Origin of the sequence: Pseudomonas sp. SWRI50 (assembly GCF_014269095.1) — a bacterium.
GTDB classification, from domain to species: domain Bacteria; phylum Pseudomonadota; class Gammaproteobacteria; order Pseudomonadales; family Pseudomonadaceae; genus Aquipseudomonas; species Aquipseudomonas kermanshahensis.
Genome location: NZ_JABWRW010000009.1, coordinates 72,183 through 88,790 on the forward strand (window position 1 = coordinate 72,183; position 16,608 = coordinate 88,790).

Annotated in this window: 19 protein-coding genes; 14 read left to right on the top strand and 5 right to left on the bottom strand. The window is 65.0% G+C overall.

All coding sequences use genetic code 11. The annotated features are described in order from the left end of the window. Positions 1-96: 96 nt before the first annotated feature. Genes HU750_RS12115 through HU750_RS12150 form a run of 8 tightly spaced genes read left to right on the top strand, consistent with a single transcriptional unit; the run spans position 97 to position 6,166 of the window. Entirely contained in the window at positions 97-1,290 is a 1,194-nt protein-coding gene (locus tag HU750_RS12115) for a PepSY-associated TM helix domain-containing protein (protein WP_186679811.1), read from the top strand. Beyond that, positions 1,287-1,826: a PA2404 family protein gene (locus tag HU750_RS12120; RefSeq protein WP_027596195.1), complete on the top strand. Its 540-nt coding sequence runs from the start codon at positions 1,287-1,289 to the stop codon at positions 1,824-1,826. Before HU750_RS12115 ends, HU750_RS12120 begins: the two co-directional genes overlap by 4 nt. Then, on the top strand, positions 1,823-2,143 hold the full coding sequence (locus HU750_RS12125) for a hypothetical protein (protein WP_027596194.1): 321 nt from the start codon (positions 1,823-1,825) through the stop codon (positions 2,141-2,143). The genes HU750_RS12120 and HU750_RS12125 overlap by 4 nt, the downstream gene beginning before the upstream one ends. Positions 2,144-2,169: 26 nt before the next feature. Continuing rightward, the gene (locus tag HU750_RS12130) at positions 2,170-2,739 is read left to right on the top strand and encodes a DUF6162 family protein (protein WP_099428923.1); all 570 of its coding nucleotides are present in this window, start codon (positions 2,170-2,172) and stop codon (positions 2,737-2,739) included. Positions 2,740-2,755: 16 nt separating this feature from the next. Further along, positions 2,756-3,658: a metal ABC transporter substrate-binding protein gene (locus HU750_RS12135; RefSeq protein ID WP_186679814.1), complete on the top strand. Its 903-nt coding sequence runs from the start codon at positions 2,756-2,758 to the stop codon at positions 3,656-3,658. Further along, a complete protein-coding gene (locus tag HU750_RS12140; RefSeq protein ID WP_099454584.1) occupies positions 3,655-4,404 on the top strand; it encodes a metal ABC transporter ATP-binding protein in 750 nt (249 codons plus the stop codon). The genes HU750_RS12135 and HU750_RS12140 overlap by 4 nt, the downstream gene beginning before the upstream one ends. Beyond that, a complete protein-coding gene (locus HU750_RS12145) occupies positions 4,401-5,300 on the top strand; it encodes a metal ABC transporter permease (RefSeq protein WP_027596190.1) in 900 nt (299 codons plus the stop codon). Before HU750_RS12140 ends, HU750_RS12145 begins: the two co-directional genes overlap by 4 nt. Next, positions 5,297-6,166, top strand: a complete 870-nt coding sequence (locus HU750_RS12150) for a metal ABC transporter substrate-binding protein (RefSeq protein ID WP_186679822.1) — start codon at positions 5,297-5,299, stop codon at positions 6,164-6,166. The genes HU750_RS12145 and HU750_RS12150 overlap by 4 nt, the downstream gene beginning before the upstream one ends. Positions 6,167-6,264: 98 nt before the next feature. Here the strand turns inward: HU750_RS12150 and HU750_RS12155 are convergent, their stop codons facing one another. The 5 genes from HU750_RS12155 to HU750_RS12175 all read right to left on the bottom strand — a co-directional run bounded on the left by HU750_RS12155 (position 6,265) and on the right by HU750_RS12175 (position 9,419). Further along, positions 6,265-7,317 (bottom strand): DUF1615 domain-containing protein, encoded by a 1,053-nt coding sequence (locus tag HU750_RS12155; protein WP_186679824.1) that lies wholly within the window; start codon positions 7,315-7,317, stop codon positions 6,265-6,267. Between the two features lie 26 nt (positions 7,318-7,343). Continuing rightward, positions 7,344-7,895 (bottom strand): hydrolase, encoded by a 552-nt coding sequence (locus tag HU750_RS12160; protein ID WP_027596187.1) that lies wholly within the window; start codon positions 7,893-7,895, stop codon positions 7,344-7,346. A 57-nt stretch (positions 7,896-7,952) separates the two neighbouring features. After that, positions 7,953-8,672: an alpha/beta fold hydrolase gene (locus HU750_RS12165; protein ID WP_186679826.1), complete on the bottom strand. Its 720-nt coding sequence runs from the start codon at positions 8,670-8,672 to the stop codon at positions 7,953-7,955. Continuing rightward, positions 8,669-8,890 carry an MbtH family protein gene (locus HU750_RS12170; protein WP_003256222.1) on the bottom strand — a complete coding sequence of 74 codons (222 nt, stop codon included), beginning with the start codon at positions 8,888-8,890 and terminating at the stop codon, positions 8,669-8,671. Before HU750_RS12170 ends, HU750_RS12165 begins: the two co-directional genes overlap by 4 nt. 127 nt (positions 8,891-9,017) lie before the next feature. Continuing rightward, the gene (locus tag HU750_RS12175; protein WP_186679829.1) at positions 9,018-9,419 is read right to left on the bottom strand and encodes a hypothetical protein; all 402 of its coding nucleotides are present in this window, start codon (positions 9,417-9,419) and stop codon (positions 9,018-9,020) included. Between the two features lie 340 nt (positions 9,420-9,759). On the opposite strand from HU750_RS12175, the gene purU reads away from it, so the two are divergent. The 6 genes from purU to HU750_RS12205 are packed head-to-tail and all read left to right on the top strand — an operon-like array spanning position 9,760 to position 16,581. Continuing rightward, complete coding sequence (gene purU / locus HU750_RS12180; RefSeq protein WP_027596184.1) at positions 9,760-10,626, top strand: formyltetrahydrofolate deformylase; 867 nt, start codon at positions 9,760-9,762, stop codon at positions 10,624-10,626. Next, positions 10,623-11,534 carry a bifunctional methylenetetrahydrofolate dehydrogenase/methenyltetrahydrofolate cyclohydrolase FolD gene (gene folD / locus HU750_RS12185; protein ID WP_027596183.1) on the top strand — a complete coding sequence of 304 codons (912 nt, stop codon included), beginning with the start codon at positions 10,623-10,625 and terminating at the stop codon, positions 11,532-11,534. The genes purU and folD overlap by 4 nt, the downstream gene beginning before the upstream one ends. Then, positions 11,516-12,757 carry an FAD-dependent oxidoreductase gene (locus HU750_RS12190; protein WP_186679831.1) on the top strand — a complete coding sequence of 414 codons (1,242 nt, stop codon included), beginning with the start codon at positions 11,516-11,518 and terminating at the stop codon, positions 12,755-12,757. The genes folD and HU750_RS12190 overlap by 19 nt, the downstream gene beginning before the upstream one ends. Positions 12,758-12,769: 12 nt before the next feature. Further along, positions 12,770-13,075 (top strand): sarcosine oxidase subunit delta, encoded by a 306-nt coding sequence (locus HU750_RS12195; RefSeq protein ID WP_186679833.1) that lies wholly within the window; start codon positions 12,770-12,772, stop codon positions 13,073-13,075. Beyond that, positions 13,072-15,975 carry a 2Fe-2S iron-sulfur cluster-binding protein gene (locus HU750_RS12200; protein ID WP_186679836.1) on the top strand — a complete coding sequence of 968 codons (2,904 nt, stop codon included), beginning with the start codon at positions 13,072-13,074 and terminating at the stop codon, positions 15,973-15,975. Before HU750_RS12195 ends, HU750_RS12200 begins: the two co-directional genes overlap by 4 nt. 3 nt (positions 15,976-15,978) lie before the next feature. After that, positions 15,979-16,581, top strand: coding sequence for a sarcosine oxidase subunit gamma (locus tag HU750_RS12205; protein WP_186679840.1), 603 nt, complete (start codon positions 15,979-15,981; stop codon positions 16,579-16,581). Positions 16,582-16,608 lie beyond the last annotated feature (27 nt).

Genomic DNA, 16,608 nt, shown 5'->3' on the forward strand with positions numbered 1-16,608 from the left:
ATTTAAAACGGCAGGATTTCCATTCTCATTCGTCTTTATAAGTGCAGCCCTCTTGGTTGGGCACAAGCTCGACTACACATTTCAGAAGACGATCAGATGGCCAAATCCCCGAAAAAATCCAAATCCAAGTTGTGGTTCCTGGTCCACAGCTGGCTCGCCCTCCCGATCTGGTTCTTCGTGCTGATCGTCTGCTTTACCGGCATGCTCGCCGTGGTCAGCCAGGAGATTGTCTGGCTGGCCAACCCGGACGTGCGCGCCAGCAAGCCTGACGGCGATGCCGAACGCCTGAGTTACCAGCAGGTGCTCGATGCCCTGCACAAGGCCGAGCCGGACATGGCCGTTGAGTCGCTGAGGCAGCCGGATGGCTCGCACTTCGCCCTGACCGCCGATGTGACCTTCCCCGACGGCACCAGCCCAACGCTCTACGTCAACCCGTACACCGGGGCCATCCAGGGCAAGAGCCCGGACTTCAACTTCGAAGGCTTCACCCGCGCCTTGCATGGCTGGTGGCTGGTGCCCTTCACCAATGGCTTCAGCTGGGGTTGGTACCTGGTCTCGATACTCGGCCTGCCGATGCTGGCCTCGCTGGTCACAGGCCTGGTGGTCTACAAGAAATTCTGGAAGGGCTTCTTCAAGCCCGTTCGCACCGGCCATGGCTCGCGCATCTTCTGGGGTGACCTGCACCGGCTGGCCGGGGTTTGGTCGATCTGGTTCATCGCGGTCATTTCCATTACCGGTACCTGGTTCCTGATCCAGGCGATTTTGTTCGACAACAACATCAGCATCTCCAGCCGACCTATCGTGCCGGTCATCGCCCGTGAGGATGTGCCGCAGACAGCCGATGGCAGCCAGGCACCGCGCATCGATGTGGATGAAGCGGCGCGCATCGCCGGCTTGGCGATCCCGGGCCTGGAGATCAGCTCCGTCTCACTGCCGGCTACTGCCTACAGCCATGTCACCCTGGGTGGCCGCGGCTGGTACCCGCTGATGTTCCAGTCGGCCGCCGTCAACCCCTACACCAGCAACGTCGACAGCCAGTTCCTGATCAGCGACCGCTCTGCCCTGGAGTTCGTCACCGAGTCCATGCGCCCCCTGCACACCGGCGACTTTGGCGGCCTGGCGATCAAGCTGATCTGGTTCTTCTTTGGCCTGGTCCTCACCCTGATGGTGTTCAGCGGCCTGTTGATCTGGACCAAACGCACCGCCCAGGCGACCGCCGCCGCCCTCAAGCGCAGCGAGCGTGCGCCACGCGCGGCCAGCCGTGAAAGCACCGTGGAGATCCGCCCATGAGCCAGGCCAAGACCCTGCCCGCCAGCCCGCTCAAGCAGTGGTGGCTGAAATGGCGCTTCCACCTGAACATCCTGCTGATCCTCATCCCGCTGGGTTTCATGCCCAAGTACTTCGAAAACGCCAGACTGTTCCGCGGCGACGCCGGGCTGGGGGCGAACGTGATCAGCGACATCCAGGTCGGCCCCTACAGCCTGAACTTGGCCGAACTGCGCGACGAGGCACCACGCGCCGACGGCCCCGCCGGCCATTTCAAGTCATTCAGCGCCTCGCTGTGCAAGGCCTGCATCAATGACGTCAAGGCCGTCTACCTGCGCATCGGCAAGCCGCGCAGCCTGCGCGCTGCTGGCACCATTTTCTTCGGCGCGCCGTACCGCATGGGCACCAACCTGCTGATACCGCCGCGCACCCAGCCTGATGCACAGATCTGGATCACCCTCGAAGGCTGGGACGGCAGCATGCACCAGGCTTCGGTCCCCCTGGCCAAGGCATCGCCCGCCACCGTGGCCTGGCTCGAGAAACAAGGAGGCAAGAAATGAAACACCTGATGCGTAAGCTCGCCCTGCCCTTGCTGGTACTGGCCGCAGGCCCTGCCCTGGCCCACAACCCGATGTGCGAATGCGAAGAAGTGGCCAGCGGCCAGGTCAAATGCACCGGCGGTTTCTCGGATGGCAGCGGCGCCCCTGGGGTGACCCTGGATGTGATCGGCTATGACGAGCAGGTGCTGGTCGGCGGCAAGCTCGGCGACGACTCGACCCTCACCTTCAAACGCCCCGACGGTGAGTTCTACGTGCTGTTCGATGCAGGCCCTGGGCATGTCGTCGAAGTCGACTACGCCGACATTGCCCAACCATGAACAGCCCGGCCATGAATAGCCCAGCCATGAACCGCGCCCAGGTAGTCCGCCCGGCCGGCGCCGGCCACGAAACCCTGTACGTGCTGCTGGTCAGCCTGCTGATCGTGGTGCTTGCCGCCACGGTGGTGATGCTGCGTGGCGAACGCGAGGACGAACAGACCATCGCCAGCCACCAGATCGACGCCCGCCGCGACCTGACCCCCGCCGAACAAGGCCTGTACACCGACCTGCGCGTGGCCTTCGACGAGATCCAGTTGCTGCGCGAGGAAACCGCCGCCGTGCCCAGCGTACAAGCCCTGGCCGACGACGGCTTGCCACCTTTTGTGGTCGATGCGGGCAGCCAGAGCCGCGGTGGCCACCAGTGGTCGTGGCTGGCAACTGGCGCCTACCTGGGCCGCAGCCAGGCCCCTCAGGTGGCCGGCAGCCTGCTGCTGATTCTGCCTGACGACAGCACTGGCCAGCCGGATGTGTGGCTACGCCGCGACAGCGCCGCCGTTACGCCGGACGACCTGGGCCACGCCGCCCTGATCGCCGCCGGCTGGCAACAGGTGGTCAGCCACTACGACGCCGGGGTCACCCGCGAACACCGTCACTGAACCCAAGGACTCCCCCATGTTCCGCTCCGCCCTCGCCCTGCTCCTGGCCCTTGCCCTGCCGGCACTGGCCCTGGCCGATAACGGCAAGCCCCTGCGCATCGGCATTACCCTGCACCCGTACTACAGCTACGTCAGCAACATTGTCGGTGACAAGGCCAAAGTGGTGCCACTGATCCCGGCGGGTTTCAACCCACATGCCTACGAGCCGCGCGCGGAGGACATCAAACGCATCGGCACGCTGGACGTGGTGGTGCTCAACGGCGTGGGCCATGACGACTTCGCCGACCGCATGATAGCGGCCAGCGAAAAGCCCGGCATCGCCACCATCGAGGCCAACCAGAATGTGCCGTTGCTGGCCGCCACCGGCATCGCCGCGCGTGGCGCCGGCAAGGTGGTCAACCCGCACACCTTCCTGTCGATCAGCACCACCATCGCCCAGGTCAACAACATTGCCCGCGAACTGGGCAAGCTCGACCCGGACAACGCCAAGTTCTACACGCAAAATGCCCGCGCCTATGCCAAACGCCTGCGCGCCCTGCGCGCGGAGGCCCTGGCCAAGGTCACCGAAGCGCCCAGCGCGACCTTCCGCGTGGCGACCATCCATGCGGCCTACGACTACCTGGTGCGTGACTTTGGCCTGGAGGTCACTGCTGTGGTCGAACCGGCGCACGGCATCGAGCCAAGCCCGGCCCAGCTGAAAAAGACCATCGACCAGCTCAAGGCGCTGGACGTGAAGGTGATCTTCTCGGAGATGGACTTCCCGTCCGCCTATGTCGAGACCATTCAGCGCGAATCGGGCGTGCGCCTGTACCCGCTGACGCACATTTCCTACGGTGACTACACCAAGGAAAAGTACGAAGTGGAGATGAAGCGCAACCTCGACACCGTGGTCCGCGCCATCCAGGAGAACCGCGCATGACCGCCGCCGCCCACCTCGCCGCGGCCAATGGCCCGCGCATCGAGTTTGCCGGCATCGACCTGACCTTGGGCCGCACCCGCATTCTCGAACAGGTCAGCTTCAGCGTGGCGGCCGGCAGCGTGCATGCGATCGTCGGCCCCAACGGCGGCGGCAAAAGCTCGCTGATCAAGACCTTGCTCGGGCAGATGCCGCACCAGGGCCAACTGACCCTGCACTGGCCGAGCCCCCACGAAGTGATCGGCTACGTGCCCCAGGCGCTGGAGTTCGACCGTGGCCTGCCGATGACCGTGGACGACTTCATGGCCGCCATGTGCCAGCGCCGGCCCGCCTTCCTCGGCCTGTCACGCCGCGTGCAACCGGCCATCGATGCCGCGTTGGCCCGGGTCGGCATGCTCGACAAGCGCAAGCGGCGCATGGGCGCGCTGTCCGGCGGTGAACGCCAACGGGTGCTGCTGGCCCAGGGGCTGATTCCCGAGCCGCAACTGCTGGTGCTGGATGAACCCATGTCGGCCCTCGACGAAGCGGGCATTCAGGTGTTCGAGCAGCTGCTGCACAGCTGGCGCCAGGCTGGCACCACCGTGTTGTGGATTGAGCACGACCTGGAGGCCGTGCTGCGCCTGGCCGACCGGGTCACTGGCCTGAGCCGCCAGGTGCTGTTCGACGCCCCACCCGCACAGGCCCTGACCCCAGAGCGCCTGCTTGGCCTGTTCTCCGTTCACCCGCGCAGCGAGAGCCTTGCCTCATGAGTTTTGAAGCATTTCGCCAACTGGTCCAGGAATGGGCCAACACCGGCTACCTGCCCGAGGCGCTGGCCTACGGGTTCGTGGTCAATGCCCTGTTGGCCGGCCTGATGATCGGCCCGGTGCTGGGCGGCCTGGGCACCCTGGTGGTGGTCAAGCGCTTTGCCTTCTTCTCCGAGGCGGTTGGCCATGCCGCGCTCACGGGGGTTGCCATCGGCATCCTGCTGGGCGAGCCGTATACCGGCCCTTATGGCAGCCTGTTTGGTTACTGCCTGCTGTTCGGCATCCTGCTCAACTTCCTGCGTAACCGCACCGGGTTGTCACCGGATACGCTGATCGGCGTGTTCTTGTCGGTGTCCCTGGCCCTGGGCGCAAGCCTGCTGCTGATGCTGGCGGGCAAGATCAACGTGCACATCCTCGAGAACGTGCTGTTCGGCTCGGTGCTGACGGTCAGCGCCCAGGACCTGGTGGTGCTGGGTATCGTCGCGGTGCTGGTGCTGGCGCTGGCCTTGCCGCTGTACAACCGCATCATGCTGGCCAGTTTCAACCCGCAATTGGCGGCGGTACGCGGGGTGGCGGTGAAGACCCTGGACTACCTGTTCGTGGTGCTGGTGACCCTGGTCACGGTGGCGTCGGTGAAGGTGATCGGGGCGATTCTGGTCGGTGCGCTGCTGGTGATTCCGGCGGCTGCGGCACGCCTGGTCAGCCAGTCGCTCAAGGGCTTTTTCTTTATCTCGGTGCTGATCGCCACGCTGAGCACCCTGCTCGGCATCTTGTTGCCGATCGTTTGCGACCTGCCGGTACCTTCCGGCGCTGCGATCATCCTGGTCGCCGGCATCTGCTTCGCACTGGCCGCGCTGGCCCGTGCGCTTGTTCCACGCCTGCAAGGAAACCCGGCATGAACCTGAAACAGCTGACCTTGGCACTGACCCTGGCGGGCCTGCCTTCGCTCTCTTTTGCCACGCAAGTGCTCACCACCTTGCCGGTGACCCACAGCCTGGCCACCGCCCTGCTCGACGGCACTTCGGTGCAGCTCAAGCGCGCAGCGCCTGCCAACCTGCCGGCCAGCCGCCAACCTTCGTACTTCAGCAGCCGCGGCGGCGAAAGCCTGGCAAACGCCGCGCAACAGGCCGACGCGGTGATCGGGGTGCGCTCGATCTGGCGTGACGACCCCCTCTACCCGATGGCCCGGCGCAGCAATATCCGCATCGTCGAAATTGATGCAGCGCGCCCGGTGGACGGCGCCTTGCCAGGGATTGCGGTGACCGGCGACGACGCCTACGGCGCCTACCCGTGGCTGAACCCGACCAACCTTGGGCGCATGGCCGATGTGGTGGCCAATGACCTGGAACGGTTGTCGCCGGCCGACAAGGCGAAGATCCAAGGCAACCTGGCCGGCCTCAAGCGCCAGCTGCTGGAGCTGACGGCCAGCAGCCAGACCCAGCTGGCCGAGGTAGACAACTTGACCGTGGTCAGCCTGTCCGAGCGCTTGGGTTACCTGGCCAGCGGGTTGAACCTGGATGTGGTGGAACAGGCGCTGCCGGCCGAGGGCAAGTGGGATGCGGCGGCGCTCAAGGCGCTGGGGGAAAACCTGAAAAGTCAGGACGTGGCATTGGTGCTGGACCATCGCCAGCCGGAGCCGGCGGTGGCCGAGGTGATCAAGGCTGCAGGAGCCCGGTTGGTGGTGGTGGACAGTGATGCCAATGATGCGGTGGCGGGGTTGAAGGCCAGTGTTGAGCAGGTGGTTGGCGCCTTGAGCGAAAGCTGATGCCGCCTGTACTGGCCTCTTCGCGGGTAAACCCGCTCCCACAGGTCTCCGTCGGTGACGGGCCTGGCCGGGAAGAGGCCGGCACAGGTCATCGACATTCAGCGCTTCATGCACCGCTGGTACCGCTCATCCACCCTGCCCGCAAACCACGCGGTGGTGAGCTTACGGGTAATCTTCGGGCTCTTCAGCTCGATCCCCGGCAAGACCGCACGCGCCACCGGTTTACCTGCCGCCGCATCCGCCAGCTCGAACACACCGCTGTACAGCTTGCTGTCTTCAAAGGCCAGGCTGTCACCCGACTCCAACTGGCTGCGAATCTGTGGGTTGCGCAAACCCAGCTTCACCCCCAATTTGCGCGCCGCCAGCTCGGTGGTACCGGGCATGATCGCGCCGGGGGCAATTAGGTCGCCATCCAGCGCCAGGCTGGTGCCCGTCACCTTGCTCAGCGCCGCCTGGAACGCCGCATTGCGGCTGGCGTACCAACCTGCATTGAAATCAGCGAAGCGGTACAGCTGGCGATCGTAATGCGCCGGGTAGCCTAGCAGGTGAGCAATGCCGAAATACAGGCCGCCACGGCGGCTGAACACTTCCTGGCGGATCGTGCCTTCATAGCTGTAGGGGTAGTCCTTGGCGTGCTTTTCGGCGAAGTCGATGCTGACCTGCATCGGCCCGCCGGTGTGCACCGGGTTGAGCCCACCCAGCAAGGTCTTGCCCAGTGGCAGGCGGGCAATGACTTCGTCGTACAGCGCACTCAGTTGCTTCTCGCTGCGCACGGCCAGCAGCCGCTGCTGGTAGCTCTGGCCGTTGCCGGAAGGCGTCTTCAGCGCGCCATCCACCAGCAGGCGGGGAATGTGCAGGCGCGCGGCGCGACGGTCGATTTCGTCGCGAGCGATGCGCCCGAGGTTGGGCACCTGTGGGTCTGCGTTGAAGGTCGACTCCTGCTCGGTCACTGCCAGTACCGCGCACAGGTTGCTTTTGCTAGGCGCAATGCGCTGGGCTTCGAAGGCCTGTTGAATGTCCTTGGCCCAGCCTGCACGGTCTTTGGCTTGCGCGGGTAATAAGCGCATCAGTTGGGCGCGCACCTTGGCCGGGTCCGCTTCAGGCTCTTCTTCGCGACGCCCCGCGCAGCCTTGCAGCAGCGCCAGGGCCATCAGGGCCGTCGCCAGTAACCGCGCGTTCAGGGCTGCTCACCGACCAGGTAGGTCTTGCTGATATGGCGGAACTGCGGGTGGCTGGCACTGCCCATCAGTTCGAACAGCACCATCTCACGGGTGACGATGTGCGCCCCGGCTGCGCGCATGCGCGCCAGGCCCGCGGCCTTGCTGGCTGCGGTGCGGCTGTCACAGGCATCCTCGACCACGAACACCTGCTTGCCCAACGCCAGCAGGCCGAGCACAGTTTGCAGCACACAGACGTGGGTCTCCATACCGCAGACGATCACCTGCTCACGTCCCATCAAACTGGCCGGCAAGCACTCGGCGGCCACACAGGAGAAATGGCTTTTTTCCACTACCTGGGCAGCAGGCGCTGCAGCGGTCAGTTCCGCCAAGGTAGGGCCAAGCCCTTTGGGGTACTGTTCGGAAATGACCGTCGGCAGTTCCAGCTCCGCAGTCGCCGCCAGCAACCAGCGCGCTCGCGCCCGAGTGCCTTCGGGGTCGCTCATGGCGCCGATGAGTTTTTCCTGGATGTCGACGACCAGCAGCGTGGCCTTGTGTGGATCGATCAGCATTGTCTGCCCCTTGCCTGGGAAAAGGCCTAGCCTCCCCCAGGCAAGCGGTGACGTCAATCAGGCCGAAAGCCGATGTGGCTCAAGCGACGCGGCCAGCACGCCGAGCACACGGTCTTCGTGTTCGTGGATGAAGAAGTGGCTGCCGGGGAATATTTCCAACGAAAAGTCGCCCAGGGTTTCCTTGCGCCAGGCCAGCAGTTGCTCCTCGCTGGCCCGGTCGTCTTCGCCGCCCAGCACGTGCAGCGGGCATTGCAACGCTGGCCGCTGACGATAGGCATAGCGGCCGCACAGCAAAAAGTCGGCGCGCAGGATCGGCAAGGTCAGGCTCATCAACTCGGCATTGCCCAGCACTTCCTCTGGCGTACCGTTGAGTTCGCGCAATTCGCTGATAAGCTCATCGTCGCGCTTTGGGTCGCGCCAATTCTTACCCTCGTAGTCTTCGCGCCGGGTGGGGGCGGCGGTGCCGCAGGCGAACAACGCCAACGGCGGCGCACACCCCAGCGCCTGTAGCTCATGGGCCAGCTCGAAGGCCAGCAGCGCGCCCAGGCTATGACCGAGCAAGGCATACGGCGCGCTGGCGGCCAGGCGTTGCTCGGCCGCCAATTGCCGCGCAAGTGCCTGCATGTCGGTCTGCAGCGGTTCGCCCATGCGCGCACCGCGCCCAGGCAGCTCCACCGGCCGCACCTGCAACCAGGCCGGCAGCTTGCGCCGCCAGCGGCTGTAAACCATGGCGCTGGCCCCGGAATACGGCAGGCACAGCAGGTTCATCGAGGTCACTGCGCTGCGGCTTCGGCCATCTTCTGGCGCAGGCTCAGCGGGCGCATGTCGGTCCAGACCTCGTCGATGTAGGCCAGGCAGTCTTTCTTCAGGCCGCTCTTGCCTACTGCTCGCCAGCCATTGGGGATTGCCTTGTAGTCGGGCCAGATCGAGTACTGCTCTTCGTGGTTGACCACTACCTGGAACTGGATATCGTCGCGGTCGAATACGGAAGTCATTGCCTGTCTCCTTGAGTGATAGGTGCCGGTACGCGCTTGGCGTAGGACGGTTCTCAAGTAGACGTAAGGCGGTGCGGAAAAATTAGGGGGTTGGTTGGCGGCATGACATGCCCTGTCACCCATCCCCTCACGCCCCCCGCAGCAAGTCATGGTCATCCAACAACCGATAAGCCACCTGCGGATTACGCTCCAACCCCCGCCGAATCGCCGCCGGTATCAACTGCCGGGTCTTGCGGCAAAGCCCCGGTTGTTCATCCAGCTCGATGACAATCCCGCGCATGGTCCGCACCTCATTGAACCCCGGGGCAATGTGCACACGGATGCCAAGGTTTTCATACATCCGCTGTTGCAGGCGCTGCAGGTCATCCAGGTCTTTGAGGTTCTCCAACCGCTCAAGCAGGCGCTTCTCCTCCTGCCGCGTGAGCAGGAGGATGCGCTGCGCCGCTGACGGCTGCTCGGCCAGGTGCTCGCGGCCGCAGTTACAGGCGCCAGGGGGGCACGGTTGGCGAAGGTTGGGTGGTGTGCTCATGGGGCAAGCATAGCCTTCTTCGCCATCAAGCCCCAATTCGAACCTGTTAGGGCCAAAAGGGCCGCTGCGCGCCCCATCGCCGGCAAGCCAGCTCCCACGAGAATGCGCGGTTCTTGTGGGGCTTGCCGGCGATGGGCTGCACAGTAGCCCCAGTGCCTCAAAATCCAATTTATTTCCTGTCAGGCAAAAAAATTTCACAAAGCGCTAGACCTCAACCCATCACTTCGCCTATAAATCGCCTAAAGGAAATTTATATTCCTAACAAGAAACACCCTTCGCCATCCCGCGAATCCCTTTGCCCTTGTGCCCGACCTGCCCCACTCCACCACGAGGCCCCGACATGCATCCCGCTCCCGATCATTTCATCCTGCGCGTCAGTTGCCCGGCCGTGTCCGGCATCGTCGCCGCGGTGACCACCTACCTGGCCGAGCAAGGTTGCTACATCAGCGAGATGGCGCAGTTCGACGACGAGGACAATGGCCGCTTCTTCATGCGCGCCGTGTTCCGCTACAACACCGGTGTCAGCGGTGACACGCCGCAACTGGAAGCGGGCTTTGCCGACGTCGCCCAGCGCTTCGACATGCAATGGAGCCTGCACAGCAGCGCCCGGCCGATGCGTGTGTTGCTGATGGTCAGCAAGTTCGACCACTGCCTGTCCGACCTGCTCTACCGCCACGCCAAGGGCGAACTGGACATGCACATCACTGCCGTGGTTTCCAACCACCTGGACCTGCGCCCCATGGCCGAACGCCAGGGCATCCGTTTCGTCTACCTGCCAGTAACCAAAGAAACCAAGGCCGAGCAGGAGGCCGCGCTGATGCGCATCGTCGAGGACACCGGCACCGAGCTGGTGGTGCTGGCGCGCTACATGCAAATCCTCTCCGACGACCTGTGCCGGCAACTGTCGGGCCGGGCGATCAATATTCACCATTCGTTCCTGCCCGGTTTCAAAGGGGCCAAGCCTTACCACCAGGCTTACCAACGCGGGGTCAAGCTGATCGGCGCCACCGCACACTACGTCACCAGCGACCTCGACGAAGGGCCGATCATCGAGCAGGAAGTGCAGCGCGTGGACCACGCCTACGCCCCTGACAACCTGGTAGCCATCGGCCGTGACACCGAGACCATCGCCCTGTCGCGTGCGGTGAAGTACCACCTGGAACACCGGGTGTTCCTCAACCACGACCGCACGGTGATCTTCAAATGAATGCCCTCCCCAGCGTCAAGCTGATCGACGGCAAGGCCACGGCGGCGCGGGTGCTGGCCGAGGTCCGCGAGCAGGTGCATACCCTGCGCCAGGGCGGTGTGCAACCAGGCCTGGCCGTGGTGCTGGTAGGCGCCGACGCCGCCAGCCAGGTGTATGTACGCAACAAGGTGCTGCGCGCCGAGGAAGTGGGCATCCGCTCCCTGGAGCATCGCCTGCCGGCAGACACGTCTCAAGCCCACCTGCTGACCCTGATCGACCGGCTCAACCGTGACAACGCGGTCAACGGCATCCTCGTGCAACTGCCCTTGCCGGCACACATCGACGCGCACCGCGTGCTGCAAGCCATCAGCCCGCTCAAGGACGTGGACGGCTTCCACAGCGAGAACGTCGGCGGCCTGGCCCAGGGCCGCGACGTGCTCACCCCCTGCACCCCCAGTGGCTGCATGCGCCTGTTGCGCGATGCTTGCGGTGAGTTGCGCGGCAAGCATGCGGTGGTGGTGGGGCGTTCGAACATTGTCGGCAAACCCATGGCCGCCCTGCTGCTGCAAGCCGACTGCACGGTGACCGTGGTGCACTCGCGCAGCCACGACCTGCCGGCGTTGTGCCGCCAGGCCGACATCCTCGTTGCTGCGGTGGGCAAGCCGCGCCTGATCGGCGCCGACTGGCTCAAGCCCGGCGCAGTGGTGATCGACGTCGGCATCAACCGCATCGATGAAGACGGCCGCAGCCGCTTGGTCGGCGACGTCGATTTTGCCGCCGCCCTGCCCCAGGTCGCCGGCATCACCCCAGTGCCCGGTGGCGTCGGCCCGATGACCATCGCCTACCTGATGAAAAACACCCTGCTCGCCCTCGACCTGCAACAACAGGCCGCCCAACAGGAGCGCACCGCATGCCTTTCGCCCTGCTGAAATACGGCCTGAGCGCCGACTACCCGGTGGAGGTCGACCTGCCGCCACCCTGCGAACTCAAACCGCGCTACGACGTAGTGATTATCGGCGGCGGCGGCCACGGCGTGGCCATCGCCTACTACCTGGCCAAGTACCATGGCATCACCAACGTCGCGGTGCTGGAAAAGGCCTACCTGGGCGGCGGCAATACCGCACGCAACACGGCGGTGATTCGCTCCAACTACCTCACCAGTGAAGGCGTGCGCTTTTACGCAGAATCGGTGCGGATGTTCCAGAACCTGTCCAACGAGTTCGACTTCAACATCATGTACTCCGAGCGCGGCCAGCTGACCCTGGCGCACACCGACGCCACCGTGCGCGCCTTCCGCCAGCGTGCCGAGGTCAACAAGCACTTTGGCGGGCGCACCGAGATGATCGACCGCCAGCAGATCCGCGAACTGGTGCCGAGCCTGAACCTCGACCCCGGCCACCTGCCGGTGCTGGCCGGGCTGTGGCACATCGACGGCGCCACCGCACGCCACGACGCGGTGGCCTGGGGCTACGCCAAGCAGGCCGCCAAGCGCGGGGTCGAGATTCATCAACTGACCGAGGTGCAGGACCTGCTGATCCGCAATGGCCGCATCGAAGCGGTGAAGACCAACCGCGGCACGGTGCAGTGCGGCTGCGTGGTGCAGGCCGTGGCCGGGGCCAGTTCGCTGTTGATGGCCAAGGCCGGCATCCGTGCGCCGATCCACACCTACCCGCTGCAGGCCATGGTCACCCAGCCGTTCAAACCGTTTCTCGATCCGCTGGTCAGCTCGTCAGCACTGCACTGCTACGTGCAGCAGACCAGCCGTGGCGAGATCGTCTTCGGCGGCGGCTCCGACCCCTACCCGTTGTACAACACCCGCTCCACCCTCGATTTGAAGGAAAGCCTACTGGCCCAAGCCATCGAGATGTTCCCGTTCATGGCCAACGCCAAGCTGATGCGCCAATGGGCCGGGATGACCGACATGACGCCGGACTACAGCCCGATCATGGGCCTGTCGCCGGTCGACAACTACTACCTGGACGCCGGCTGGGGTACCTGGGGTTTCAAGGCCACGCCAATTTGCGGCAAGACCATGGCCGAGCTGGTCGCCAGTGGCGGCAAGGTGCCAGAGATGATCGCGCCCTTCGCCCTGGAGCGCTTCAGCCGCTTCCAGCAAGTCAACGAAATGGGCGCGACCGCCGCCAGCCACTGAAAGGAACGCACGATGAAGATCCTGACCTGCCCCTTGAACGGCCCGCGCAACATCAGCGAATTCACCTACGGCGGCGAGTTCAAGCACATGCCCGACCCGGCCGCCTGCAGCGATGCCGAATGGGCCGACTACGTGTTCAACAGCGACAACCACGCCGGTGTGGTCATCGAGTGGTGGCTGCACAACGCCTCCAGCTACTGGTTCCTGGCCGAGCGCCACACCGTCAGCGACCAGGTGCTGCGCACCTTCGACCCGAAAGAACGGTTCGACCGCCGCGTCGACTTCACCCCCGCCGCCACCCCGGAGATCGCCGGATGAACAGCCACACTCGCCTCCCCGCGCCCATGGGCCTGCTGATCGACCGCGAGCGGCCCCTGCGTTTCAACTTCGATGGCCAGGCCTGCTCAGGCTTTGCCGGTGACAGTATCGCCAGCGCCCTGCTCGGCAACGGCCGCTGGTTGCTGTCGCGCTCGTTCAAGTACCACCGTCCACGTGGCCCGCTGAGCCTCGCCGGGCAGGATGCCAACACCCTGGTGCAACTGCCCGACGAACCCAACGTGCTGGCCGACATGGAGGCGGCGCGTGATGGCCAGGTGGTCGAGGGGCAGAACTTCAACGGCAGCCTGGAACATGACCGCGACGCCTACCTGGGCACGTTTTCGCGGTTCATGCCGGTCGGTTTCTATTACCGCTCGTTCTACAAGCCCAAGGGCATATGGAAGGTCTGGGAGCCGCTGATCCGCAAGAAGGCCGGCCTCGGCGTGCTGGACCTCGGCTTCAAGCCGCAGTACTACGATAAGGTCTATCTGTTCGTCGATGTGGCGGTGATCGGCGGCGGCCCTGCCGGTTTGCGCGCGGCGCTGGACGCAGCCAACGCCGGGGCCAAGGTGCTGCTGATCGAACAACAGCCGGTGCTGGGCGGCTCGCTGACCTACGCCCGCTTCGACATTGCCGGCACCCGCGCAGCCAGCCTGCGCCAGGAGCTGCTGGCGGCTGTCGAGGGCCATCCGAACATCCACCTGCTGCTTGAGGCCACCTGCAACGGCTGGTTCACCGACAACTACCTGCCGGTGATACAGCACAAGCGCCTGTACAAGGTACGCGCCACGCGCTGCCTGGTGGCGGCGGGTTCGTTCGACCAGCCGGTGGTGTTTCGCAACAACGACTTGCCCGGGGTGATGCTGACCAGCGCCGCGCAACGGCTGATGAAGCTCTACGCGGTCAAGCCGGGGCAACGGGCGGTGATCCTCACGGGGCACGATGACGGCTACCTGGCCGCGCTCGACCTGCAGGAGCAAGGTGTGGCCATTGCCGCCCTGGTGGACATGCGCGCCGCGCCCGCCGATGCCGCGCTGGCTGCCGAATTGAAACGGCGTGATATCCCCATTCATCTGGGCAGCACCGTCTATGAAGCCCTGCACGACAAGGGCATGCGCCATGTGACTGGCGTCGATATCCGCCCGATCACCGGCCAGGGCAAGGTCGGCGACCATGGCCTGCGCCTGGCTTGCGACCTGCTGTGCATGTCGGCCGGCTACATGCCGGTGTACCAACTGCTGTGCCAGGCTGGCGGCAAGCTGGCCTATGACGTCAACCGCGACGAGTTCACCCTCAGTAACCTGCCGGCCGGGCTGGATATCGCAGGCTCGGTGAACGGCCGGCATGTGCTAAGCAATGTGCTCACGGACGCCACACGCGCAGCTAGCGAGGCCCTGGCGGCGCTTGGCCTGGAGGCCCCTGCGCAGGCAAGCTTCGTCGCAGAGGCCAAGGTCAATCATCCGTGGCCGATCTTCCCGCACCCCAAGGGCAAGGATTTTGTCGACTTCGACGAAGACTTGCAGGTGCGCGATATCGTCAACGCCACCCGCAGCGGCTATCGCGATGTGCAACTGGTCAAACGCTTTTCCACGGTCGGCATGGGCCCGTCCCAAGGCCGTCACTCGGCGCTGCCCACCGCGCGCTTAGTGGCCCAGGCCACGGGCCGCAGCATCAGCGAAACCGGCGTGACCACAGCACGGCCACCGTTCCAGGCCGAGAAACTGGCCCATGTGGCGGGCCGCGCATTCGACCCCTATCGGCAAACACCGATGCACCGTCGCCACCTGCAAGCAGGCGCGAAAATGATGCCCGCCGGCATCTGGCAGCGCCCGGCCTACTACGGCAAACCCGAGGACCGCGAACGCTGCATGCAGGAAGAAGCGCGGCATGTGCGCGAGAAGGTCGGGCTGATCGACGTCTCCACCCTCGGCGGCCTCGACGTGCGCGGCCCGGACGCGGCCGAGCTGCTCGAGCGCTTATACACCTTCGGCTTCGCCAAACTGGCGATCGGCCGCACCCGCTATGCACTGATGACCAACGAGCACGGCGTGGTGATCGATGACGGCGTGTGCGCCCGCCTGGCCGAGCAGCACTTCTATGTCAGCGCCACCACCAGTGGCGTCGACCGTATCTACCAGCAGATGCTCAAGTGGAACGCGCAGTGGCGCCTGGACGTCGACATCACCAACGTCACCGCCGCCCTGGCCGCCGTCAACCTGGCTGGCCCCTTGTCGCGCCAGGTGCTGGCCAAGGTGTGCGAAGGGGTGGAACTGTCGGCCGCGGCCTTCCCTTACCTGGGCGTACGCCTGGGCAAGGTGGCGGGTATTTCGGCGCGCATCCTGCGGGTCGGTTTCGTCGGCGAGCTGGGCTATGAAATCCATGTGCCGGCACGCCATGCCGAACGCCTGTGGGACGCCTTGATGCAAGCAGGCGCCGGGCTGGGCATTCGCCCGTTCGGGGTCGAGACCCAGCGCCTGCTGCGGCTGGAAAAAGGCCATGTGATCATCAGCCAGGACACCGATGGCATGACCCACCCCGCCGAAATCGACATGCAGTGGGCGATCGGCCGCAAGAAACCGTTCTTCGTCGGCAAGCGCTCGATCGAGATCCTCGAAGCGCAGCCGCTCAAGCGCAAGCTGGTCGGGTTCACGCTGCCCAAGGGCAGCCCGCAGCCACTGGAAGGCCACCTGGTACTGGACGGCCCGGACATCAGTGGCAACGTCACCTCGTGCGAGTACTCGCAAACCCTGGGTCAGATCATCGGCCTGGCTTACGCCGGCGCCCACCAAGCCACCCCCGGCATGCACATCCCAATCCGCGTGGAGGGCGGTGTGATGGTCAATGCCAAGGTGGTGCAACTGCCCTTCCATGATCCCGACAACCTGCGCCAGGAGCTGTGAGCCATGACTAGCCTGAAGACAGAACAGTGCTTCTCTCCCCAGCCACAGGCCGAGCCACTGCTGACCTGCGCGCTGACCGACCTGACCGACCTGGCGCGGGTGGGTTTTCGTGGCGCCGACAGCGCGGCCTACCTGCAAGCACGCGGCTATCGTTTGCCGCCACAGCCCAACCAGGCGCTGCGCCAGGACGACGGTAGCTGGGTGGCGCGGCTGTCGGCCACCGAATACCTGCTGCTGGGCAGTTTCGCCGACCAAGGGGCGCGGATTGCCGCCGAAGAGGCCGACTGGGTGCAGGACGCCCAGCGCAACTACCTGCTGCCGCGCCAGGACAGCCACGCCTGGCTGCAGCTGTCGGGGCAGCATTGCAGCGCAGTGATGGCCAAGCTATGCGGGGTTGACCTGCGTGCCCAGGCGTTCCCGGTCGGGGCCGTGGCGCAGACATCGGCGGCGCGGATCAATGTGATCGTGGTGAATGTCGGGCGTGAAGCGGTGCCTGCCTTGCAACTGCTGTTTGACCGGGCTTCGCGGGCGTATTTTTGCGAAGCGATGCGCGATGCGATGGCGGAATTTGAAGGGGTGGAGATTGCACTGGACGCTGCGTACTAGCGGCAGGCGCGATTGAGGTAGGAGCAG